This window comes from Paenibacillus melissococcoides (assembly GCA_944800085.1).
Lineage (GTDB): Bacteria > Bacillota > Bacilli > Paenibacillales > Paenibacillaceae > Paenibacillus_B > Paenibacillus_B melissococcoides.
Genome location: CALYLO010000004.1, coordinates 38,004 through 61,191 on the forward strand (window position 1 = coordinate 38,004; position 23,188 = coordinate 61,191).

21 protein-coding genes, 1 CRISPR repeat array and 1 riboswitch are annotated in these 23,188 nt (G+C 57.5%); of the genes, 15 read left to right on the forward strand and 6 right to left on the reverse strand.

Annotated features, from left to right (window positions below):
- Positions 1-399: 399 nt before the first annotated feature.
- Genes cysT through OCY70_RS14775 form a run of 4 tightly spaced genes read left to right on the forward strand, consistent with a single transcriptional unit; the run spans position 400 to position 4,321 of the window.
- Positions 400-1,215, forward strand: a complete 816-nt coding sequence (cysT, locus tag OCY70_RS14760; RefSeq protein WP_213427144.1) for a sulfate ABC transporter permease subunit CysT — start codon at positions 400-402, stop codon at positions 1,213-1,215.
- A complete protein-coding gene (locus OCY70_RS14765; protein ID WP_213427145.1) occupies positions 1,212-2,084 on the forward strand; it encodes a sulfate ABC transporter permease subunit in 873 nt (290 codons plus the stop codon). The genes cysT and OCY70_RS14765 overlap by 4 nt, the downstream gene beginning before the upstream one ends.
- A 1-nt stretch (position 2,085) precedes the next feature.
- On the forward strand, positions 2,086-3,156 hold the full coding sequence (locus tag OCY70_RS14770; RefSeq protein ID WP_213427146.1) for a sulfate/molybdate ABC transporter ATP-binding protein: 1,071 nt from the start codon (positions 2,086-2,088) through the stop codon (positions 3,154-3,156).
- 16 nt (positions 3,157-3,172) lie between these two features.
- Positions 3,173-4,321: a sulfate ABC transporter substrate-binding protein gene (locus OCY70_RS14775; RefSeq protein WP_213427147.1), complete on the forward strand. Its 1,149-nt coding sequence runs from the start codon at positions 3,173-3,175 to the stop codon at positions 4,319-4,321.
- Between the two features lie 1,115 nt (positions 4,322-5,436).
- Here OCY70_RS14775 and OCY70_RS14780 read toward each other — a convergent pair.
- On the reverse strand, positions 5,437-6,492 hold the full coding sequence (locus OCY70_RS14780; protein ID WP_213427148.1) for an Rpn family recombination-promoting nuclease/putative transposase: 1,056 nt from the start codon (positions 6,490-6,492) through the stop codon (positions 5,437-5,439).
- A gap of 434 nt (positions 6,493-6,926) precedes the next feature.
- Positions 6,927-7,228: direct repeats of the CRISPR family, unit length 32 nt; unit sequence GTCGCATCCTACGCGGATGCGTGGATTGAAAT.
- Between the two features lie 224 nt (positions 7,229-7,452).
- Here OCY70_RS14780 and OCY70_RS14785 point away from each other — a divergent pair.
- Complete coding sequence (locus tag OCY70_RS14785) at positions 7,453-7,728, forward strand: hypothetical protein (RefSeq protein ID WP_213427149.1); 276 nt, start codon at positions 7,453-7,455, stop codon at positions 7,726-7,728.
- A 190-nt stretch (positions 7,729-7,918) separates the two neighbouring features.
- Here the strand turns inward: OCY70_RS14785 and OCY70_RS14790 are convergent, their stop codons facing one another.
- The gene (locus tag OCY70_RS14790) at positions 7,919-8,659 is read right to left on the reverse strand and encodes a glycerophosphodiester phosphodiesterase (RefSeq protein WP_213427150.1); all 741 of its coding nucleotides are present in this window, start codon (positions 8,657-8,659) and stop codon (positions 7,919-7,921) included.
- Between the two features lie 234 nt (positions 8,660-8,893).
- Here OCY70_RS14790 and OCY70_RS14795 point away from each other — a divergent pair, with 234 nt between their 5' ends.
- The gene (locus OCY70_RS14795; protein WP_213427151.1) at positions 8,894-9,784 is read left to right on the forward strand and encodes an MBL fold metallo-hydrolase; all 891 of its coding nucleotides are present in this window, start codon (positions 8,894-8,896) and stop codon (positions 9,782-9,784) included.
- A gap of 43 nt (positions 9,785-9,827) precedes the next feature.
- Here the strand turns inward: OCY70_RS14795 and OCY70_RS14800 are convergent, their stop codons facing one another.
- Both OCY70_RS14800 and OCY70_RS14805 read right to left on the reverse strand, forming a co-directional pair.
- Positions 9,828-10,628: a Cof-type HAD-IIB family hydrolase gene (locus OCY70_RS14800; protein ID WP_213427152.1), complete on the reverse strand. Its 801-nt coding sequence runs from the start codon at positions 10,626-10,628 to the stop codon at positions 9,828-9,830.
- A 116-nt stretch (positions 10,629-10,744) separates the two neighbouring features.
- Entirely contained in the window at positions 10,745-11,638 is an 894-nt protein-coding gene (locus OCY70_RS14805; RefSeq protein ID WP_213427153.1) for a DMT family transporter, read from the reverse strand.
- A gap of 210 nt (positions 11,639-11,848) precedes the next feature.
- Here OCY70_RS14805 and OCY70_RS14810 point away from each other — a divergent pair, with 210 nt between their 5' ends.
- Complete coding sequence (locus OCY70_RS14810; protein ID WP_213427185.1) at positions 11,849-12,706, forward strand: MurR/RpiR family transcriptional regulator; 858 nt, start codon at positions 11,849-11,851, stop codon at positions 12,704-12,706.
- 88 nt (positions 12,707-12,794) lie between these two features.
- Here the strand turns inward: OCY70_RS14810 and OCY70_RS14815 are convergent, their stop codons facing one another.
- The gene (locus tag OCY70_RS14815; protein ID WP_213427154.1) at positions 12,795-13,799 is read right to left on the reverse strand and encodes a lipoate--protein ligase; all 1,005 of its coding nucleotides are present in this window, start codon (positions 13,797-13,799) and stop codon (positions 12,795-12,797) included.
- 151 nt (positions 13,800-13,950) lie between these two features.
- Between OCY70_RS14815 and OCY70_RS14820 the strand changes: the two genes are divergently transcribed.
- Positions 13,951-14,508 carry a nitroreductase family protein gene (locus OCY70_RS14820; RefSeq protein ID WP_213427155.1) on the forward strand — a complete coding sequence of 186 codons (558 nt, stop codon included), beginning with the start codon at positions 13,951-13,953 and terminating at the stop codon, positions 14,506-14,508.
- A gap of 92 nt (positions 14,509-14,600) precedes the next feature.
- Here OCY70_RS14820 and OCY70_RS14825 read toward each other — a convergent pair whose 3' ends face one another.
- Entirely contained in the window at positions 14,601-15,059 is a 459-nt protein-coding gene (locus OCY70_RS14825; protein ID WP_197259584.1) for a phosphatase, read from the reverse strand.
- 343 nt (positions 15,060-15,402) lie between these two features.
- Between OCY70_RS14825 and cobD the strand changes: the two genes are divergently transcribed.
- From cobD to OCY70_RS14860, 7 genes are all read left to right on the forward strand, one after another.
- The gene (gene cobD, locus OCY70_RS14830; protein WP_213427186.1) at positions 15,403-16,500 is read left to right on the forward strand and encodes a threonine-phosphate decarboxylase CobD; all 1,098 of its coding nucleotides are present in this window, start codon (positions 15,403-15,405) and stop codon (positions 16,498-16,500) included.
- 254 nt (positions 16,501-16,754) lie between these two features.
- The gene (locus OCY70_RS14835) at positions 16,755-17,465 is read left to right on the forward strand and encodes an adenosylcobinamide amidohydrolase (protein ID WP_213427156.1); all 711 of its coding nucleotides are present in this window, start codon (positions 16,755-16,757) and stop codon (positions 17,463-17,465) included.
- Positions 17,466-17,591: 126 nt separating this feature from the next.
- Positions 17,592-18,554, forward strand: a complete 963-nt coding sequence (cbiB, locus tag OCY70_RS14840; protein ID WP_213427157.1) for an adenosylcobinamide-phosphate synthase CbiB — start codon at positions 17,592-17,594, stop codon at positions 18,552-18,554.
- 32 nt (positions 18,555-18,586) lie between these two features.
- Positions 18,587-19,465 (forward strand): histidine phosphatase family protein, encoded by an 879-nt coding sequence (locus OCY70_RS14845; protein WP_213427158.1) that lies wholly within the window; start codon positions 18,587-18,589, stop codon positions 19,463-19,465.
- 137 nt (positions 19,466-19,602) lie between these two features.
- Positions 19,603-19,824: riboswitch (cobalamin riboswitch) on the forward strand.
- A gap of 327 nt (positions 19,825-20,151) precedes the next feature.
- Entirely contained in the window at positions 20,152-21,147 is a 996-nt protein-coding gene (locus OCY70_RS14850) for an ABC transporter substrate-binding protein (RefSeq protein ID WP_213427187.1), read from the forward strand.
- A 20-nt stretch (positions 21,148-21,167) separates the two neighbouring features.
- The gene (locus tag OCY70_RS14855; protein WP_213427159.1) at positions 21,168-22,211 is read left to right on the forward strand and encodes a FecCD family ABC transporter permease; all 1,044 of its coding nucleotides are present in this window, start codon (positions 21,168-21,170) and stop codon (positions 22,209-22,211) included.
- On the forward strand, positions 22,208-23,146 hold the full coding sequence (locus OCY70_RS14860) for an ABC transporter ATP-binding protein (protein WP_249724708.1): 939 nt from the start codon (positions 22,208-22,210) through the stop codon (positions 23,144-23,146). The genes OCY70_RS14855 and OCY70_RS14860 overlap by 4 nt, the downstream gene beginning before the upstream one ends.
- Positions 23,147-23,188: the final 42 nt, after the last annotated feature.

Sequence of the window (23,188 nt, forward strand, 5' to 3'; positions counted from 1 at the left end):
AGGCAGGGCAGCCCGTCATCTTGCCGGGGCTGCCCTGTTTTGATCTGCGCCCGCAAGCGCTTGCGCTCCGCTTCCATCCAAACACGGGATAAACACGGCTTTCCATGGCCCGTCATTTCCCTTCGAAATCTTATGTCTTCCCTCTGATTCTGCTGCCTTCGCCTCCGAAGCACGTTTCTGCTCTTTCCCTTACTACCCAAAGCATTCGCCCCAAGATTACCACCCTTCGCAAAAATCCAAGCACTGGGTAATCACCTATCATAAGCATTTCGAATAAGTTGCATAAGAATCAGTTAGGTATTGACGTTTTGTTCTTGTTTTTGGTATTGTAATCACAATAAACACCAAGTAAACAAGTAGGATTAATGTTATATTTGTTGCAGATAGGAGGAGTCTGGGGTGAATGGTGTTCTGCGGCACAAAGGCGCAATCTGGGGTTTCCGCTCGACATTGCTGCTATATGTTGTTCTGCTCATTGTGCTGCCGATCGGCGGAATCTATGTGCAATCGTTCAGCGGAGGCTGGCAGGCATTCCGGGAAAGCATCGCCGAGCCGCTTGCCTGGCATGCCGTTGCATTGACGTTCCGGCTGGCGCTAATCGCCACCGCAATCAATATGTTCATCGGCACGATGACAGCCTGGGTGCTTCATCGGTACCGGTTCGCCGGAAGAGCATGGTTGAACAGCCTCGTTGATCTTCCGTTTGCGCTGCCGACCGCGGTGGGCGGGCTGATGATTCTGCTTCTGCTCGGTCCCGGGAGCCTGGCGGGCCAGGCGGCCGAAGCCGTCGGCTGGCGCCTTGTTCTTGCCGAGCCGGCGATTGTCGTCTCGATGGTCTTTGTCACCTTCCCTTTCGTCATCCGGGCGGTGCAGCCGCTGCTCGAAGAGGCGGATCGCTCCGAGGAGGAAGCGTCCTACACGCTCGGCGCGTCCCGGCTGCGGACCTTCGTGCGCGTACTGCTGCCGCAGATGCTTCCGGGCATCGTCAGCGGCGCGATGCTCGCCTTTTCCCGGGCGATGGCCGAATTCGGGGCTGTCGTGCTCGTCGCGGGCAACATCCCAGGCAAGACGCTCGTTGCGTCGGTGTACATTTTCGGGGAGATCGAGAGCGACAATCCCCAAGGAGCCGCCGTCGTCTCGGTGCTCCTGCTCACGATCTCGTTCCTGATTCTCTGGCTGGCCGGCATGCTGCAGTCGCGGAGGGTATCGCCATGACAGAGCAATCCGCATCCCTCACCGTATCTTCCCGGCATTTGAGAACGGCGAGGTCGTCCAAAACGCGAGCCGCCTTCATCGGGATGACATATGCCGTTTTTTTGCTTCTGCTGCTGGCTCCATTGGCCCAGATCGGAGCCGAAGCGTTCCGCGGCGGCTTCTCCTCCTTCGCCGCCGCCCTGACCCGGCCGGAGGCGCTGCACGCGCTGGGCATGACCGGAGCCGTCGTCATCGTCGTGACGATACTCAACACGATATTCGGTGTTCTGTTCGCCCTGCTTCTCGTTCGCGGGCGCTGGCTGGGCAAGCGGGCCCGGCGGCTGCTGAACAGCATCGTCGATCTTCCATTCGCCGTATCGCCGGTCATCGGCGGCTTCATGATCGTGCTGCTGCTCGGGCCGAATACGGTGCTCGGCGCCCTGTTCTCCGGGTTGGGCATGCCTGTCGTCTATGCTTTCCCCGGCATGGTGCTTGCGACCTTATTCGTGACGTTCCCGATGATGGTCAGGGAAGTGGCCCCCGTGCTGCAGGAGCTCGGCACGCAGCAGGAAGAGGCGGCTTCGACGCTGGGCGCGTACGATTGGACGATTTTCTGGAAGGTCACTTGGCCGTCCATCCAGTGGGCGGTCACGTACGGGATCGTGCTTACGATCGCCCGTTCGCTCGGCGAATTCGGGGCCGTCCTGGTCGTATCCGGCAATATCATGAATAAGACCCAGACGGCGACGACGCTGGTCTATCAGGACGTGGAGAATTTCAATATCGGTTCGGCCGGCAGCCTCGCGCTTGTGTTGGCATGCGTATCGGTCGTACTGCTTTTGCTTATGGAATGGGCGAAAAAGCATAAAGGGCACAAAGGAGTCGATTGACATGCATATCGAGGTTCGCCAGTTAAATAAATGGTTCGGCGGCTATCACGCCGTGCGGGATGTTAGCTTCTCGGTCGAAGCCGGCCAGCTCATCGGCCTGCTCGGGCCGAGCGGCGGCGGGAAGACATCGGTGCTGCGGATGCTGGCCGGGCTGGAACATCCGGACCAAGGCGAGATATTGTTCCGGGACACCGTCGTCAATGATGTGCCGCCCCAGCAGCGGGGCATCGGCTTCGTGTTCCAGAACTATGCGCTATTCAAGCATATGAATGTCTATGACAACATCGCCTTCGGTCTGCATATTCAGAAATGGCCGAAGCCGCGGATTCGCGAACGCGTAGCCGAGCTCTTGGAGCTGACCGGACTGTCCGGCGTGGAACGGAGGTATCCGCATCAGCTGTCCGGCGGGCAGCGGCAGCGGGTGGCGTTCGCCCGGGCGCTGGCCCCGGAGCCGCAGCTGCTGCTCCTCGACGAGCCGTTCGCGGCTATTGACGCGAAGATTCGCCAGGAGCTGCGAAGCTGGCTGCGGGAGTTAATCGAGCGCGTAGGCATCACCTCGATCTTTGTGACGCATGACCAGGATGAGGCGATTGAGGTGGCGGACGAGATTATGATCATCAACCAGGGCCGCGTCGAGCAAAAAGGGACGCCATGGGAAATTTACAAAATGCCGGAGACGCCTTTTGTAGCGGAATTCATTGGGGAATCGACCATTTTGAACAATATTTATGCCTTAAAAGGATTTGAGATGTTAAATGTCGGGGAAGAGATGAGAGCCCTCATTCGGCCGGAATATATCGAGGTCGGGAGGGAAGGCGAGGTCAGGCTGGCGTCGGCGAGCGAGTCCGGACGGGTCAAGGCGGTCCATTTCCGGGGCAGTGAATGGATGGTGGAGGTCCAGGTGGGGAATCTGGTGCTGAAGACATACCGTTCCTTGGAAAGACCGCAGCTTCAGGCAGGCGAGCAGGTCCAGGTTCTGATCCATCGCGTCTATATGTTCGAGGGAGACGAGAGCTGGGTGGTCGAGAACCGGTTGAAGACGGAACCGATGCCTGTTCATATTACGGGCTGAACGGAGGAGGGGCAAGATGGACAGGGACGAGTCACGCGGCCTATCCGGCTTTATTGCGACAGTTATCATCTTTATCCTCTTGTTCGGCTGCAGTCCAGGCGTCCGGGATGCCTCTGTGCAGGAGGAGAGGCAGGACGAGACAACAACGGCCGTATCTGTCCCTCAGCAGTCCCCCTCAGGGGATGCATCCGTCTCTCCTTCGCCGGGGGAGTCCGGTCAAGACAGCGTTACGCTCGTCATTGGCGCCTATTCCGTCGTGAAGGACGTGATGCAGCGGATACTGCCTGAATTCGCGGCCGATTGGAAGGCGAAGACCGGGCAGCAGGTCGTATTCCAGGAATCCTATGAAGCCTCGGGGACGCAAGCGCGATCGATTGCCGGCGGCCTGGAAGCCGATATCGCGCTCTTCTCGATGGAGGGAGATGTCGATAAGCTCGTACAGGCCGGACTGGTGCCTGCCGATTGGCAAGCGCGGGACGCTTATGGAGGCATGGTCACCGGCTCCATCGTCGTGCTGGGAACGCGGGAAGGGAACCCGCATCAGATTCGCGGCTGGATCGATCTGACCAAGCCCGGCGTTCAAGTTCTCTACCCGAACCCGAAGACATCGGGCGGCGCCCAATGGGATATTAACGCGATCTACGGAGCCGGCCTTCTGGAGGCGAAGGAGCGGGGAGAGAACGGTCCGCGCCGGGCGAAGGAGCTGCTGATGAGCGTTCACCGGAATGTCATCTCGATGGACAAAAGCGGCCGGGCGTCGATGGCTGCCTTCGAATACGGCGTAGGCGATGTCATCGTCACCTACGAGAACGAAATTTTGTCCCGCATGCAGGCGGGCGTCCCCTACGAGCTGGTCCGCCCGGAGCGGACGATTCGCATCGACAACCCTGTCGTCGTCGTCGATCAATATGCGCAAAAGCATGGCACCACAGAACTCGCCCAAGCGTTCGTCGATTACTTGCGGGAGCCGAAGGCCCAGCGTCTGTTGGCGGAAGCCGGGTTCCGTCCTGTCGCTCCGTCCGTGAGAGAGGAGACGGCGGACCGCTATCCCGAGCCGGCGGGATTGTTCGGCATCGAAGATATGGGCGGCTGGAAGCATGTCCGCGAGACCCTGTACAGCAAGCGGGGCATCTGGTACGAGGTGCTCGCAGGGATTGAAGAATAGAGCCCGATTAAGCGAACGGGGATGAATTGCGCATGGCGGTAATGCCTGCGCATTTTCTTTTGCCATGGAGAGGGGGAAGGTTCACGAGTGCGGATGATTCCGGTTCAAGTATTATGCTGAGGCTGTTGGTGCTAATCGTGTCGCTGCGGGAACGGAAGTGCCCGTGTCGCTGGGGAGGCTGTTGGAGATACACCTTGCTCGCTCTTTATGAGCATTCTCCCTTCCACTCAGAAAGAAATCGACGATGGCCGCAAGCTTCTGCACGCGCTGTTCGCGAACGCAAATTATGGGTTCAGGACCTCGTCCACTCCTGCCAGAAACGGGAGGCGGCGATTGTTTTGCTGATTAGGTAGAGATTCATCGGGACAGATGGTATCCGGAAAGCCTTGATAGATGGGGGAAGCACTCCTCTTGAATTGTTTTTTTGCTTAAAGCTGTCTGTCATGGATTTAGCGCAAGGTATGGAAGCATGATATACACTTTAAATGAGGACAATGATAAAATGGTATTTATTCCGGTTGATGCACAAAAATCTCATTTCGTTTCAAGTGCGAATGTGGAGTGCACATGAAATTCCCGGGGGATTCGCACCAACTTTATTGAAAAGTTATCCAAATTAATTTTTACAAGTTAATTAGTTGCGGCTTATTTTAAACGCTATCCTCACTTGACGTGAAATTTAAGCAAAAAAGTATTTATTTTGTTATATATTATGTCATTTTTCGCTGTCGCATCCTATGCGGATGCGTGGATTGAAATTCGTATACATGTCCATAGACAGTAAGAAGATGCGCGTCGCATCCTACACAGATGAGTGAATTGAAATCGCCTTTATTCCATTTCCTAAGGTGCCGGGGATCGACAGAGAGCAGGTAAGCTTGACGCTTCATCGCTCTCTGACAGATTGGTATGCGATCTTTTCGATATCTCGGTTGACATCTTTGCCTTAAAAACGGGTGCTCGCCAATATCTGTTTCAGCGTGTACATCTTCTTTCATGTAAGCTGTTTTACTAAGAGGGAGACCAGCAATCTGATTTTCCGTTCGGAAGGTTGCTCAGGTGTTATGGAAAATAAAAAAAGCCGTTTCGAACTGAAAAACGGCCGGAAATATGAATTAATGGGATCTCTCTCTTAACTGTGTGATCATGTCTAAGGAGAAGCCTGTTACTCTCGCGATCAATTCAGGATCCAGATTTTCGGCAAGCATTTGTTTGACCACTTCTTCTTTTGCTTCCCTCTTGCCTTCTTGCTTGCCTTCTCTTCGGCCTTCCTGTATACCTTCTTGCAGCCCTTTTCTTCTGCCTTCTCGTATACCTTCTTGTAGACCCTGTCGAAGACCTTCTCTTCGGCCTTCGCGTCTTCCCTCGCGCTTAATGGCATCCAAGGTTTTTTCAAGCCCCATAACCGACACGCCTCCTTTTTCGTTCTGGATAAGCTCGCGCAAATGCGGTTCATTTTCCGGCAATTTCTGACTTAAAATATTCGCCATCCAGGAGACTAATTTCTGCTGGCTATCCTCCGGCAATTGCTGTATGGTATGCATCAGTTTGCCGAGCCGATCCAGCAATTCCGCCTGATCCTCCGTCTGATCGAGCAAAAAGACAGAACCAATCGTATTGGAAAGAGCCAACAACTCTTCTTCCGTATATCGAGCAACATCAATAAGCACATATTCAAAATTAAGAAGTTCCGAACCGAACATCGTCTCATTGGCTAACAGGTGGCGAAATTGGCGGCTGGCGGTCCAGCGTCTCTTCCCATTGTACAGCACAATCGGCACAATGGGAGGCAACCGGAATGCTTTCGGCTTGCCCTTTGTTTTTTCCTGGTCTTTCATAAGATAACGCCAGATCTCCACCTGATAAAGCAGAAGACGGTATGGCATCAGGAAGTCCACTGTGGACTGCATTTCCAGCAACAAATAAAACACGACATCTTGTCCATTCAGCTTCACGCGGTACACCAAATCGGCTTCCTTCCGCTTGAAATCTTGCAGGACAAATGAATGGGGGATTTCCTGCACATTCGTTTCGTCTATGCGCTCCACCCATTCTTTTTGAACAAAGGAGCGAAGCAATTCGACAAACAGCTTTTTACTGGACAACAGGAAGCGATATGACGTATCGTGGCGGTGATGTACCGTGTTGTGTTCATCAGTTTCCGTCCCCATACAAGCCTCTCCTTCCTACCATCTTTTCCTTTATTATACCTGATTATAAGCGGTGGGGAACAGGGGGGGAATCTAGCCGAGTCTATGCTTTCATATCCACTCCACGGAGTTTCCGATTTTTCGGTTTCTCTATTGAGAGGGCGATCTAACTCAGTGCTTGTTCAGAATAGTCTTAAGTTAACCGTCATTTGGATCCCTGTGATATACTGAAAAAAGAAACCCGAATAAAATGGAAAAAAAGATTCAATAAACCGGTGCGAATGTGAAGTGCACATGAAATCCCTGGGGGATTCGCACCATATTTATTGAAATGTTATCCAATTCAGTTTGTGAAAGTTAATTGTTTCAAGGCTATTTCGAGCTAAATCTCTCATTTGCTCCGAGGTTTTTGCAAAAAACTGATTGCATTGTTATATTTTATGTTATTTTTCGCTGTCGCATCCTACGCGGATGCGTGGATTGAAATTAAACATGGTCTTAATATCTTCAGCGTTTTTCCCGTCGCATCCTACGCGGATGCGTGGATTGAAATCTGTACTGCTCTAAGTCTGCCTCTGGGTGGGCCGACAGTCGCATCCTACGCGGATGCGTGGATTGAAATACGCCTAACTCGATCATTCCCGCAGGTCGAAGCCTTGTCGCATCCTACGCGGATGCGTGGATTGAAATTGTTCGATCTGCCGGGCTTGCTCCGGCGTAACATAGTCGCATCCTACGTGGATGCGTAGATTGAAATTCCCAGCAACGTTCTGTGTTATTTTCACGAACATGTCGCGTCCTACGAGGACATGTATATTAAAATTGTATGCGCTTTCTACAAGAGTGCGAAGGACACGGCTAGAGGCGTGTCCGAAAACTTCTGAAGAGGTAAGTCAGGCGGGATAGTAATATCATCTGATTGTCTATGGGTGGGCCTCGTTTTCGCATTACATATCCCTATTGGTATCAAGCGAATCATATTTGAAACAGTTTATGACTTATCCGTATCCTCATATTAAAGATAACGTAAAATCAACAGTGACCGCTGTTCTGCATGCGAAAAAAGGGAATAGAAATCGTGCCCTTGCACAGCTTGAAGAAGGTTTGCAAAGCGGCGGCGTGAATAACGCAGTATGCCTGAGCGTAACGCAATTTCTGTCGCATCGTGCCAAGGTGTATGCCATAAATCAGTGCATTGCCATGTACGGTTCCCTATGCGCACTCTCCCCTTCAGTCAGAAATGTGCTCGTTTTCTGAGGGGATGGGAGATTGCTTATAAGGATGAGAAGAGGGGGATGTGCCCCAAGCACAGAGCGGATTGTTCAGTTGAAGGCAAAAAAGCCCCGCTCAGTCGGCACATCGTGCCTTGAGCGAGGCGATAAATTTTGCTCCGAGGGGGATACGCTAAGCGTTGGCTCACCGCGAAAGACTCCCTCACGCTCCCGGATTATTCCGAGGCGGGCAAGACGCCCTTCAATGGAATGTCGGTCGTTATGCGGCGTACGCCCAGAGCGTACAGCTTGCGGGCATCGGCTTCGTCGCGGATCGTCCATGCAGCGAGACTGAAGCCCTTCTCCCGGGCGGTGGCGACGATGTCAGGATGTTTCAAGACGGCGTGATATTGCAGCAGCAGCGCCGCATGGCCGAGTCCGGTCAATAGGTCGAGATCGACCAATTTGTCGGAGAGCCAGCCTACCTCGATATCGGGATGCAGGCTTCGAATCAATCGCAAATTATCCACGTGGAATGAAATAATCATGGTGCGTTTCGTCAATTTATAGGTATCCAGTAAATGCAGCAGCCCTGCCGCTTCCTGCTCGTTAATGCGCTCCTTCAATTCCAGCTGCAGGCCGGCCTGGTCCTCGGACAGCAGCGCCAACACCTCTTCGAGGAGAGGGATGCCGTTTCCGGCGTAATCCGGATGGAATTTGATGCCGGCGTCCGCCTGCTGCAGCTCGGCCACGGTCTTGCTCCGGACAGGTCCCGAGCGATCGGTCGTCCGGTCCAGCGTGTCGTCATGAATGACGACCGGGACCCCTTCAGCCGAATGGTGCACGTCGATCTCCAGCGCATCCGCGCCCATGTCAAGCGCCCGCCGGAACGCGATCATCGTATTTTCGGGAAAAAGGGCAGCGTAGCCGCGATGGGCGACGATTTCCACACGGCTCGTTTGTAAGCGAACAGTCATGAGTAGGCCTCCTTCGGTTGTTGACGATATGTAAAAGCATCCTTGAATTATCGAGGCGGCCAGCTGTCGGCGGTGTGTTCGTCGGCAAGCAAATCTGAAGGCTGACGCTTGTTTGCCATGCATATCGATTTGAAACCGATTATACTGGAAGCATGATAGGAGAACAATGGAGAATTGCCGACAAAATCATATGGATATTGTAAAGGCACCGCCTGTTCTAGAGGAGGAATAGAGATGACAGACCAATCGATGGAGCTTCCAGGACTATTCCATGGCGAAGAGGGTTCCGGCGAAAGTTCCGACAAATCCGGCAGACGGTGGAGCGTCACGTTCTGGGGAACCGGCGACTCGATGGGCGTGCCGCGAGTATACTGCGCTTGCCCGGTATGCGAGGAGGCGAGGAAGGAAGGCGTGAACCGGCGCTATCGTTCGTCCGTGCTTCTCGAACGGGGCGAGGAACGTCTGCTCGTCGATTGCGGCCCCGACTGGACGGGGCAGATGGAGAGAGCGGGGCTGTTCTGGCTGGATGATATTTTGATTACGCATGCCCATCAGGATCATATCGCAGGCTTGACGGCCTACGCGGATGCCTGCCGCTGGCTGCAGCGGAAGGGGCGGGCGACGATGCCGGCCGAGGTCGGAGAGACGATCCGGACGATGTACCCTTGGCTGGAAAGGTATATTGAGTTCCAATATATCGAAGGGCCGTGGCGCTGGAAAGAGTGGAGCATTCAGCCTATACGCGTCAATCACGGCAAGAATGGCTATTCATATGCCTATCGCTTCGATCCATGGACAAGCGGCAGGCCCGCAAGCGAGAACAAGCCGGAGGTTCACAGCTGGCTTTATGCCTCGGATGCGATCGGGCTCGGCGAGAAGGAGTTGGCCTGGTTCCGGGCGCTGGATGTGTTGATTCTCGGGACGAATTTCGTCCATGAGGAGGCCCCTTACGAGACCCGCTCCGTCTATGACATGCGGGAAGCGGTGGAGGTCCTTCGCGAGGTGAAGCCGCGCAAGACGGTGTTCACTCATTTGTCTCACGGCGTCGACCTTCGGGAGAATTATCCCCAGCTGCCGGACTCGGTAACGCTGGCCCGCACGGGGATGGTCATTCCACTGCAATAATAAGCAAGCCGCCGGGAACGGGCCCGGCGGCGGAAGGCAGGCGTTACGCCTGGTTCAGGACGAATTTCTCGATGACATGCCGCACGCCTTCCTCATTGTTGGTGCGCGTCACGTAATCGGCCACCCCCTTGAGCGAGTCGACGGCATTGCCCATGGCGACGCCGAGGCCGGCCGTCTCGATCATATCATGATCGTTCCACGAATCGCCGATGGCGATCGTCTCCTCCAAGCTGCAGCCGACATGCTGCGCCAAATGGCGCAGGGCGCTGCCCTTGGTGCCTTCCCGGTGCGTTATTTCCAGGAAGTGAGGTTTGGACTTCGTAATATGGACATCCGGCCCAAGCAGCTCTTTCAATTCGGCGGCGGCCGCGTCCAGCGTCGCTGGCTCGTCAATGATGAGCATTTTGGTGGAAGGGGAAGCGAGCAGCCGATCGAAATCCGGTTCGATCGTATAAGGAATATCAGATAGCTGCGCATAAGCGATCAGCTTGTCATTTTCCTGGCGGGCGTACAGATGATCGTCGATATAGAGCTGAAGATGAAGGCCGCGTTCATCGCAATAGCGGAGCAGGCGCATCGCCGCTTCCTTCGGCACCGCCCGCTCGTACAATATATGGCCGTCCATCACGTTTTTCACGAGGGAGCCCTGATAGGTGATGAGCGGAACGTTCAATCCGGTCTGCATGGCCAGGTTGCGGGCGGACGCATACATGCGGCCCGTGGCGAGGGTGACCGCAGCGCCAGCGGCGACAGCCAGCTCCAGCGCGCGCTTCGTGCCGGGCGTAATCTCCTTGTCATCCGTAATGAGCGTATCGTCGATATCAATGGCAATAAGCTTGTACAATGTCGATGTCTCTCCTTTTTCCGAGCCGCCCGGGCACTCTCTCTATGTCAGACCGGCGCTCCGATGATATTCAATAGCTGCAAGAATCTCTCCCTCTATTGTACCGCATGCCGGCCTCATTTCAATTCAGCGACGAGCATTCCCGCCAAAATTAACAGGCAGCCCATTATCGCCCACAGGCCGACCGTCTCTCCGGCGAAGGTAACGCCCGTAATGGCGGCGAAGACCGGCTCCATCGCGAAGATGACGGCGACTCTGCTGGCGGAGGTGTATTGCTGGCACCATGTCTGCGCCCAATACGCGAAGGCGGTGGAGATACAGATGGAGATCAGCAGGGCGACGATGACCTTCGGCTCCGCCAGCGCTTCCCACAGCGCCGCTCCCGTAAGCTGCGGCTCGAACAGGAAGGAGCTGCCGGCGGCGGCCAGCGCGACGACCGCGAACTGCACCGTCACGAGCAGAACGGTATTATGGGTGGCCGCATATTTCCCGGTGAAGGCGATATGGAGGGCGAAGCAGAACGAACACAGGAGCACGTAGCCGTCACCCTCATTCAAGTGAACCGCGCCGCCATTGAAGGCGAGAAAATAGAGCCCGGCCAGCGCCAGAGCGGCCGCAATCCAGGTACGGGGCTGCAGTCGCTGCTTGGCCAGCCACAGGCTGATAAAGGGCACGAGCACAACCGACAGTCCGGTAATGAAGCCGGCATTGGTTGTCGTCGTGTATACGAGGCCGATGGTCTGGAAGGCGTAGCCCCCGAACAGGAACGCGCCCAGCAGCGCGCCGTGCAGAAGCAGCGCTCGCGTGTCTGATCGGATGTTGCTCTGGCGCCGCCTTCTGCCCAGCAGCGCGACGAGGCCGAACAGGAGCGCGGCCCCGGCGAATCTTACGGCGTTGAAGGCCAGCGGGGGCAGAACGAATACGGCATGCTGGACCACGAGGAAGGTGCTTCCCCATACGAAAGCGACAAACAACAAGCATAAGTCCGATGTGAATTTTCGATGTTTCACCGCAAGCGACGCTCCTTTGATGTGCACATGAATTTTCAAATTTTACAGCAGGCGCGGCGAGTTGGCAAGAACGCAGCGAATTGGCCTCGATCCGCTTTCCTGCATGCTGGGCGGGAACGCACGAACGAACCTTGGGGGGAATCGGTGTGGACGGCTTATTTTCCGGTTCGATATAATGAGGGGAGAACGAGGAATGGAAGTGAATCCATGATGACCACTGGCGAGCATACGAACACGCTTCTCCTGATGCGGAGCTTATATCCTTCATTAACGAAAACGGAGAAGAAAATCGCGGACTACGTGCTGAGAAGCCCGGACGAGGTCCTGTACGCGACGGTGACGGATCTGGCCGAGAAGTCGGATGCCGGCGAGACGTCGGTGCTGCGGTTCTGCCGCAATCTGGGCTATACCAGCTACCAGGAGTTCAAGCTGTCCCTGGCCAAAGATCTGATGACGCCGCTCAAGCATGAAGAGAGCGAGATCGTCGAGGAGGACGATCTGGCGGCCGTGGCGCAGAAGATAACGCTGGAGAACGCCGCTTCGCTGGAGCATACGCTGTCCCTGCTGAATATGAAGGACCTGCAAGCAGCGGTGGAAGCAATCATCCGTTCCAATCGGATCTTTTTCTTCGGCGTCGGCTCGTCCGCGATGACCGCGATGGATGCGCAGTACCGCTTCATGCGGCTGGGATACGCGGGCGAGGCGATATCGGATCCGCATGTGATGGCGATGAACGCGGCGCTGATGACCGATCAAGATGTCGTGTTCGGCATCTCCACCTCGGGCAGCACAAAGGAGCTGGTCGATGCCGTGCGCCTGGCGAAGGAGAACAACGTCTTTTTCATCTGCCTCACGAGTCACGCCAAATCGCCGATAACGAAATACGCGGATTCGATTCTGCTTGTCCACGCGAAGGAGACGCCGCTTCAGGGCGGGGCTTTCTCTTCCAAAATCGCGCAAATTCACGTGCTCGACATGTTGTCCGCCGCCGTGGCGCTCCAAGCGAAGGAGAGGGCGCACCGCGCTCTCCATCGGACGGCTCAGGCCGTGCAGGACAAAGTATACTGATGATTGACGGCCTGGCGCCCATGCGCGGCCCCAAAACATAGACAGACCCGGGCCGTCTTGGCATCCAAGACAGTCCGGGCCTATTGATCTACTCGTTCAGCATGACGAGTCCGATGAAGTCTTCCGCGCTGATATTGCCGAGATAGTGGTTGATATCCATATCGGCAAGCGCTTCGCGAATGGCCTGTTCCTCATAACGGACGCCCTGCAAGCGCGCCTCGATATCGCTGACTTCGCCGACCCCGAAGAAGTCGCCGTATATTTTCATGCGCTGAATCAATCCGTCCTCGACATCCATGCGCACGTCGACGATTCCGGCCGGGAATTTTTTCGAGTGCTCCACGTTGAACTTCGGCGATGAGCCATAGTTCCAATCCCAGTTCTGATAACGTTCCCGCGAGATGCGGTGAATCGTCTCCCAATCCTGCTCCGTCAGCTTGTACTGGGGCACCTGATCCGGATCCATGCCGAAAATATGGCGCAGGATCGCGTCCTTGAACTGCCCGATGGTCATCGGTCCGGCGAGAAACTCGGAAATGTTGGCGACGCGGGAACGGATCGATTTCGTTCCTTTGGATTCGATTTTGATCGGCTTGACCTTGAGTGCAGAGGCGACATGCTCCATCTCCGAATTGAACAGCAGCGTGCCGTGGCTGAACATGCGCCCGCGCGTGGAGAATTGGGCATTGCCGGAGATTTTCTGCTCTCCAACCTGGATGTCATTGCGTCCGGTCAAATCGGCATTGACGCCGAGAGAGCGGAGCGTATCGATGACCGGCTGCGTGAATTTGCGGAAATTGTGGAACGACTGCCCGTCATCCTTCGTGATGAAGCTGAAATTCAAATTGCCTGTATCGTGATACACGGCGCCTCCGCCCGACAGGCGGCGCACAACGTGGATGTTGTTCGCTTTGACGTAATCGCTGTTGATTTCTTCGATCGTATTTTGATTTTTGCCGATAATGATGGAAGGCTCGTTGATATAGAATAACAAATAGCTGTCTTCTTCCAGCGGCAAATGCTTCAGGACAAATTCCTCGATCGCCAGGTTGACGCGAGGGTCGGTGATGCCTTGATTGTCGATAAACTTCATGGCTCGTCCGCCTCCTTCTTCTGTTAATTGTAATCAATTTGGAACAAAACACAACTTGTATTTGATATTGATAATCGTTATCAAATATAATGGGAGTATCGGATGCATAGAAAGAGATTAGGAGAAAAAAGGCATTCAAGGAGGATAAACAATGTCAATTGCGAATACAATCCGGGAACGCCGGAGCATTCATCGCTTTTCGGATCGCCCTGTCGACAAGGAACTGGTGCTGTCCCTGCTGAACGATGCCGTCTGGGCTCCCAATCACGGGCTTCGCGAGCCGTGGCGGTTCATTTATGCGGCAGGAGAGGCGAAGAACCGGCTTGTGCGCTGCGTGATGGATCTGGTCGAAGGAACGAAGATGAGAGGCTGGGACGAAGAGAAAAAGGAGAAGTTCATCCGGACGAATCTGGCCGTGCCTGCTTACCTTATCGTCGTCATGCCTGAGGATCCGCGGCCGAACATTTGGGAAGAGGATCTGGCGGCCGTAAGCGCCCTGATTCAGAACTTCCAACTGCTGGCGTGGGAACGCGGCCTCGGAATGCTGTGGCACACCGGGGACTATATTTACAATCGCAAGTTCCGTGAAATGGCTGGGGTGCAGCCGGGCGAGAAGATCGTCGGGGTGCTGCGCATGGGGCATTTCGATGAGATTCCGCCGTCCCGCCCGCGTACGGACGCGTCGGAACGCTTCACCGAGCTATCTTAAAATCATACTTATCACTGACAAGCGCAGGGCCCAGGGCCGCTGCGCTTGCTTCATGTTGTCAATGTCAGGAACCGAAGTAATCGTTTTCAAAATTAGGGAAGGTCTGAGGAGTCCGCTTTCTGATAGCGGTAGTACAGCAGCAGCTCGACCGTGTACTTGATGATCCAGGCGGCCAGCAGCACGCTGACCAGCAAATGAGCGCTGACGAGCGGGGACAGCAGCAGAGTGCTTGTATCGGACACATAGATCAGATAAGCCGCGCAGCAGGCAACCGAGAGCACGAGGAAGACCAATCCCATCTGGTTCGCCTGCAGCGAGATCAGACGTGACAATTCCTTGTCTTCGGGCTCGTCTTTGGACATGAAGTTCACGAAGTACATAACGGCCTGCACGACGGCGGCGACGCCGAATACGTTGCGGGCCAGCGCCATCATCTCTGTGCTGTACAAACCGATGTCGCCTTTGAGGCGAAACAGTATCACCGCGTAATAGGTAGTGACGATAATGGCGGCGCCCAGGGATGCCCATGATGTTTTGTGATGCACCGACATAATTGAACCTCCTTGAGCTTGACATAGCATTGCGCCAATACCGGTCTGCAATGTGATTATACAGCATTTAACAGCAGCGTTACAGTGTGCGATGTGCCAATGTTTTTCGGCATTTCGTAGAAAAGGAAAAACCGTTTGACGAATGGGTCTGCGTTACGCATAATGTACCATGAGAAATCATGCGCGTCCTGCTTCCTCCGCCTGCCTTCAGGCTGGACCGGGGAGTGCGGAGCGTACGGCAGAACAGGGCAGACCGGACCGATTGACGATGGCGGAGTTCCGTTGGAACGACCGCTATAGGGATATTGTACGCGACCGTCTGTCCGTCTTCAAGGAGGGGCTTATGGTCATAATAGAACGGTTTGGACATGGCGGGGACGTATGGACGGCAGCGGAGGCATTCGGGCGATCGAGCGGCGAGTTCGTGGATTTCAGCGCGAACATCAATCCGCTCGGACCGCCGCCGTCCGTCATGGCGCGGCTCAGGGAGGAGCTGGCCGGCATTATTCATTATCCCGATCCGGGGCACCGGCGGATGAAGGAGGCGCTGTCCCGCCGCCTTCAGGTGGGCTGCGAGCAGTTATTGATCGGCAACGGCGCGGCCGAGTGCATGGCGCTGGCGATTCTGGCGCACGCGCCGCGCACCGTCGGCGTGGTGGCGCCCTGCTTCTCGGAATACGAGGCGCTGTCAAGGCAATTCGGCGCGGACGTCGTGCGCGTCATCGGACAGGCTTCCCGGGATTACCGGGCGGAGTGGCCGGAGCTGGAACGGCTGGTCGCGGATGCCGATATGGTCTTCCTCGGCCAGCCGAACAATCCGACCGGCGCCGTATACGAGCGCCGGATGCTGGAGGAAGCGGGGCGGCTGGCGGAGCGGAACGGAACGCTGCTGATTGTGGATGAGGCGTTCATCGATTTTCTCCCGGACGAGGAAGAGGCGAGTCTGCTGCGGTTCGCGGCGGACAGGCGGAACGTGCTGGTTATCCGGTCGCTGACGAAATTTTATGCCATTCCGGGCCTTCGCCTCGGGTATGCGGCGGGCCATCCGGATATGATCCGCTCGCTTGCTTCGAAGCAGGTCACATGGAGCGTGAACGGGCTGGCGCTGGCGGCCGGCGAGGCGCTGCTCCTTGACGAAGCGGCGGAGGACTATGCGGAACGGACCCGAAGCCTGATTGCCGGCGAGCGGGACTGGCTGAGCGGGCAGTTGGCCGCGCTTGGCCTGCGGCTGTGGACGAGCCAGGCGAACTTCCTGCTGGCGGAGGCGGCGGCGCCGTGGACCGCCCGGCGCTTACAGGAAGAACTTGGACGCCGGGGCGTCCTGATCCGCAATTGTGACGGGTATGCAGGGCTTGGGGCCGGACATTTCCGCATCGCGGTGAAGGACCGTCAGGCAAATAAACGTCTAGTCGAGGCCCTGCAAGCTGTGTTACATTTATAAGATGTGGATCCTGCAATGTGCAGAGGCCTCCATCCATTGCCTTTGCCCGTTGCCGGGATAGAAGGAACGAGAGGTAAGGATGTCCGGCATTCGGCTCGATAGATTATTATGGTGAAGCCCGCTCTGCAAGCGCGTGTTCGTGTGAAAAATTCCGGTAACTCATAACCGGGGAAGTGACAGGAATCAGTACCTTTTTAGAAAGGTATCTCTCAGGACAGAGCGCGGGCGGATCGGACAAGCAAGGGGGAAGCGTGATGCAGCCTTGCCGCGAAGGCATTCGCAGCTATGCATCGGAAGTCGTGCCCGGCGTGACGGTAAGCTGGGGGAGCGAGACCATGACCGTGGAGCTGCCGCACCGGGCTCCGGTATGGAGCAGCGCGGTATGGAACGGAGGGGGCTCCAGGCTGGCGTCGCGCATCATGAACCGGATGGTTCGGTCGGGCTTCGATTGCTCCGATCCGGTCGCATATATGAAGGAGATTTGCCTGCAGCAAGGGTATGCTCCGGATACGACCGTCGGCCTGATGACGGCGGCGAAGGTGACCCATGCGTCCCTCATGGAAGAGGAGGGCGACGGCTTCTCCCTGCTGTGCGTGACGACGGCCGGAACGGGCAACGCCGCCCGCGCCGGGCTGCCGCGGCAGGTGTACTCCGCTTACGAGCCATTGAAGCCGGGCACGATCAATACGATCATCGTGCTGGATGGCAGGCTCGCGGAAGCGGCGGTATGGAATGCGGTCATTACCGCAACGGAAGCCAAGTGCGCCGCGCTGGACGACCTGAGGGTGATCGACCGGGAGACGGGCCGCCTCGCGACGGGGACGACGACCGATGCGGTGGCGATCGCGATCGTCGACAGCGGGCGCCACGAGGCCGTGCATCGCTATGCGGGTACGGCGACGACGCTGGGCGCCGCCTTGGGACGGCTGGTGTACGGCACCGTGGCGGAGTCGGTGCGCACGTAGCGGGAAGACGACGGGCCGCTGTTCGAATAAGAGAAGCAGGCGCGCCACTTGCCAGGCAGCCGGGGAACGCGGCCGCAGCGGCAGTGGAGGAGCGGGCTGCAGGCAAGAGGAGTCAGGTGAGCAATCATGATCGCGGCATTAATAATCATCGCAGCATATCTATGGGATCGGATCGTTGGCGATCCGAGGTGGCTTCCCCATCCGGTCATCGGCATGGGGAAAGCGATCTCGGCCCTGGAACGCCTTATCCGGAGGGCGGCTCCGTCCGAAGCGGCGCTCAAGCCGCTGGGCTTTCTGCTGCCGCTGGTGATGGCGGGCGGGGCATTTGGCTTGACGTGGGCGGTGCTGGCAGGGCTCTATGCCGTCAACGTCTGGCTGGGCGCGGCGGCGGAGGCGCTTCTGATCGGCACGACCGTCGCTACGAAAGGGCTCCGCGATGCCGGCATGGCCGTCCATGCCCGGCTGGCGGCGGGGGATCTGCCCGGAGCGCGGCGCGAGGTCGGCATGATCGTGGGAAGGGACACCGGGACGCTCGATGAACCGGAAATTACCCGCGCCGCCGTCGAGACGGTGGCCGAAAATATTATGGATGCCGTCATCTCGCCGCTCCTGTACGCGGCCATCGGCGGCGCGCCGCTGGCTATGGCCTACCGGGCTATCAATACGCTGGATTCCATGGTCGGCTATAAAAATGAGAAATACGCCAATCTCGGCTACGCCTCCGCGCGGCTTGACGATCTGGCGAACTGGATACCGGCGCGCTTGACCGCGCTGTTGATCGTAATCTGCGCCCTGTTCGGTTATGACGCGAAGCGGGCATGGAAGACGGCCCTGCGCGACGCGCCGAAGCATCCGAGCCCGAACAGCGGCTGGCCGGAAGCGGCCGCCGCCGGGGCGCTCGGCATCCGCCTTGGCGGATTGAATTGTTACAAAGGCGTATGTTCCTTCCGCGCCTATATGGGCGATCCCGTCGTCGAGACGGGAGGGGAACATATTGCGGCAGTGTGCGGGCTGCTGACCCGAAGCACGCTGCTCTTCGCCATCCTGGCCGCAAGCGTCCTCTGGGCCTGCGGCGGATGGCTCCTGTAGACGAAAGGCGAATGAAGGAGTAATGGGATGAAATGAAACAAAAGCGCACATACAAAGCTCCCCCCGTTCGCCGCAGGCGGCGTCAAGCAGGAGCTAGACGACAAGCCCGGCCTCCGCGCTGCGGCACCCGGCATATCCGCCGCCGCGCGGGCGCGTCCAGCGTCATCGTGCGGTTCGCGCTCGTTAGACATTCGCTGACGCAGGCGAATGTGGAGCGGCGGTATATCAGCTATACGGACAGCCCGCTGCTTCCGGAAGCGGAAGAGGTGCTGCGGCCGATGCGCAGGGCGGTGGCCCATCCGGCGCCGCTCCTGTATACGAGCGATATGCGCCGCTGCCGAGAGACGCTGGCACAGCTGCGTCCGCGCGATGCGGAACGGGCTCATGTCGACACAAGGCTGCGCGAATACGATTTTGGCATGTGGGAAGGCTTGACGTACAACGATCTGAAGGAGGATCCGTCCTACCGCCGCTGGCTGGACGATATGACCTCCGTGCAGCCGCCGCGCGGCGAGCCATGGCAGACCTTCAGCACGCGGACGGCGCATGTCTGGTGGGAGATTCTGCAGAAGGCCGGCAGACAGACGGCTGTGGCGGCGGGTCAAGGCCTCCGCGGGAATCGTCACCGGCGGGAATGCGAGCCGGACAGGGACGTGCCCAATCAGGGCGGCGAGCGGGGCAGAACGGCCTGGCTGCGCCGGAAGCGTCCGCGCCAGGTAGGCAACGCGTATGAGGCGCGGCCCGATGTGCTGGTTGTTACGCATGGAGGCATGGTGCGCAGGCTGTACACGCTCGCCTTCCCGAAGAAGACGTTCTGGGAAGCGGCCGTCCCGATCGGGGCGGGGATCTTGATTACGGCTGCAAAGTCTCCCCGCCGCTGGAAGTTCCTGCGGGCGGAGCGGCTGCCTTGATGGAACGAACGGCAGTTGAAGCGGCGGAACAAACAGATGTCTTGCAGTATGAGATGCCCTGCGGTATGTGAGGAATGTTATTGCAAGGACAGGGCAATTCCCCTATAATCAATAGTCAAGTTATGATTGGAAGACAAGCGAATAGCAATCTATCGGGTCCTTGCGCCGCATGAGCATTGAGCTTGTGCCCAAGGATAATAGGGAAGCCGGTGCGAATCCGGCACGGTCCCGCCACTGTAAATGGAGTGCTGCGCTCACAATGCCACTGTCTGCGCGGATTCAAGCGAATCCGCCGATGGGAAGGCGAGCTCGGCAAGATGCTCCTAAGTCAGGAGACCTGCCCGATAGGAGGACGAGTTATTTCCTTCGCGGAGAGGAGCGGCGTCATTGGAACGGACTTCCCGTTGCTGCTGAGCGGACATGCTGTCGAACAGCTTGTGATCGCCAGGCAGATCAGATTGGAAGATCCCATCCAGGAGACTGCGTTCCCCCGATCCCAGGATCGGGGGTTTTGTGTTTGTGGCTCTTTGACAATCCCGCCTTGAAGCGGCTGGAGAACCGGACAGGCAGGATGCCGTGCCGGGGAAGAATCGGAGTTGGCCCTTCCGCGGGAAGGAACGGCATTTGCACCGCTTCGGCAACGAATGAGGCATATATATTCAGGGAAGTGAGGGAGATAAAACATGATGAGCAAATGGTGGAACAAAACGATAGCGGTCGCGGCAGCGGCCGTGCTGGCTTTGAGCCTGGCAGCTTGCGGAGCGGCGCCGGCGAAAGAGGCGGACAAGGCTCCTGAGACTGCGCAGCAGCAGGAGAACGGCAATGCGTCATCCGAAGCAGCGAAGACGACCTATCCGTTGACGGTGAAGGATGCGACCGGGCATGAATTCACGTTCGACAAGGCGCCGGAACGGATCATCTCCGTATCGCCGGCAGAGACGGAATCGTTATTTGCCCTTGGACTTGGCGACAACATCGTCGGCGTGTCCGATTATGACGACTACCCGGCAGAAGCGTCCCAGAAGCCGAAAATGGGCGGCATCACGAAACCGAATGAGGAAGCGATCATTGCGGCGAAGCCGGATGTCGTATTTACCGGCATCTCGATGAAGGAAGAAGCCGTCAACAAATTCCGCGAGCTGGGCATTGAAATTTTCAAGGTCGAGCCGAAAACCTATGACGACGTAATCAGCAATATCGAGCTGTACGGCCTCATTACCGATCACCAGAAGGAAGCGAAAGAGATTACCGATCAGATGAAAAAGGTGCGCGATGACGTAGCGGAAGCGGTCAAGGGCGTTACCGAGAAGAAGAAGGTCTATATTGAATTCTCGCCAGGCTGGACCGTCGGCAGCGGCGAATTCATGAACGAGCTGATCGAGCTGGCGGGCGGGGTCAATATTGCGGCCGCGGACATGACCGGCTGGAATCAGATTAATGAGGAAAACATCATCAAGGCGAATCCGGACGTCATTCTGTTCGCGAAGGATCTCGTCGACAGCGAGACGAACAAGACGCTGGAAGACATTATCCGCGGACGCAGCGGCTGGGACAACATCACCGCGATCAAGGATAATCAGCTGGTCGGACTGGACAACAATAAGCTGAGCCGGCCCGGTCCGCGTGTGGCCGAAGCGCTGCAGGATGTGGCGAAAGCGATCTATCCTGACTTGTTCAAATAGATGATGGGATGGATTTATCGATGAAAAAAGGGTTGGGCTTTGGAGTAGCGATGTTGGCGCTGCTCCTTTTATCTATTGTAGGCTGCCTGTCCGTCGGATCGGTGAAGATGCCGATGGGGGAGATTGCGAAAATATTGCTGCATCATGTTCCCGGGCTGGAATCGCTTATTCCCGTCACCTGGGACGACACTTCCGCGACCATTATGCTCAAGGTCCGCTTCCCGCGCGTCGTGCTCGCGATGCTCGTCGGCGCATCGCTGGGGCTGGCGGGGACGGGCTTCCAGGGCGTGCTGCGCAATCCGCTGGCGGATCCGTACACGCTGGGCGTGTCTTCCGGGGCCTCCGTCGGCGCCGCGTTCCTGATCTACTTCGGTCTGCAGTATGCGCTGCTCGGCCAGTGGACGGTTCCGATCGTCGCCTTCGTGACCGGCACGCTGACGCTGTTGGCCGTCATGCGCCTGGCCAGGGAAGACGGCAAAATCCCGATCGAGACGCTGATTCTGGCCGGGGTCGTCACGCAGGCGTTCCTTGGCTCGATCGTGTCCTTCCTCGTCGCGATGTCGAAGCAGACGATCAACGAGATTCTGTACTGGGTCATGGGAAGCCTGGCACTGCGGGGCTGGTCCTATTCGGCCGTGCTGGCGCCCTATATGGCGATCGGACTTATCGCTCTGATCGCCTATGCCCGCCCGCTCAATCTGCTGGCCCTCGGAGAACGGCAGGCGTCTCATCTCGGGCTGAATGTCGAGCGCACGAAGTGGGTCGTTCTGCTGGTGTCGACGTTCATTACGGCGGCCGCCGTCTCCGTATCGGGAGTTATCGGCTTCGTCGGGCTCGTCGTCCCGCACATGATTCGCCTGCTGGTCGGCCCGGATTATCGCTTGCTCGTGCCGTTGTCGGCTGCGGGCGGAGCGATCTATGTCATGTGGGCGGATACGATCGCGCGGACGGCGCTTGCCCCGACCGAGATACCGCTCGGCGTGGTGACCGCCTTCATCGGCGCTCCGTTCTTCGCGTACCTGCTAATCCGAAATAAACGGTCGAAACGGAGGAGATGGTCATGAAGACGGGAGGCGCGCATCGGGAAATCACAGCGAAGCCGGGGGCATCATCCGGGCAGGTCCGCTTGGGAGAGCCGATTCTTCAGGCCGAGCATATCAGCAAAAGCTATGGCAGCCGCACGGTGCTGAACGACGTCTCCTTGACCGTCCGCGCCGGAGAGTGGGTCGGCATCATCGGCCCGAACGGCAGCGGCAAGTCGACGCTGCTGTCGCTGCTGTCCGGCGCCGATTCTCCTGCCAGCGGGCGGATTGAGCTGAAGGGGCGCTCTCTTCGCTCTTACTCGCGCAAAGCGCTCTCGCAAACGATGGCGGTCCTGCTGCAGGAGTCGCTTCCGCCGATCGGATACTCGGTCCGCGAGGTCGTCGAGATGGGCCGCTTCCCGTACCAGTCCTGGTTCGGCTCGGAGGCGGAGGACAGCGGCCCCTATATCGATTCGATAATGGAGCGGCTGCAGCTGACGGAGCTGGAGGAGCGGCCGATCGACCGGCTCAGCGGCGGCCAGCGCCAGCGGGTCGCCCTGGCGAAGCTGATGGCGCAGTCGCCGTCTATCGTGTTGCTGGACGAGCCGACGACCTATCTGGACATCCGGTATCAGGTGCAGTTCATGGATGTCGTCCGCGACTGGCAGCAGGACTGCGGCTTGACGGTCGTCTCGGTGCTGCATGATCTGAACCTGGCGGCGCTGTATTGCGACCGGCTCGTCGTCGTGCATGAGGGGCGCATCGCAGCCGACGGCGCTCCGGAAGAGCTGATGTCGCCGGATGTCATCAGGCGCTATTTCGATACCCGCGCCGCCATCGTGCCGCATCCGGGGAACGGACGTCCGCAGCTGCTGATGTGTCCGGCCCATACGGAGGCGGAAGAGGAGTTGGGGATAAAACAGGCGCAGAAGGAAGTGGAAGCCGGGACAGAGGATGATGAGGCGGCAAGAGCATGAGGGAGACGAGAGCGTGAAGGCGGCGACAGCCGGTAACAAGGG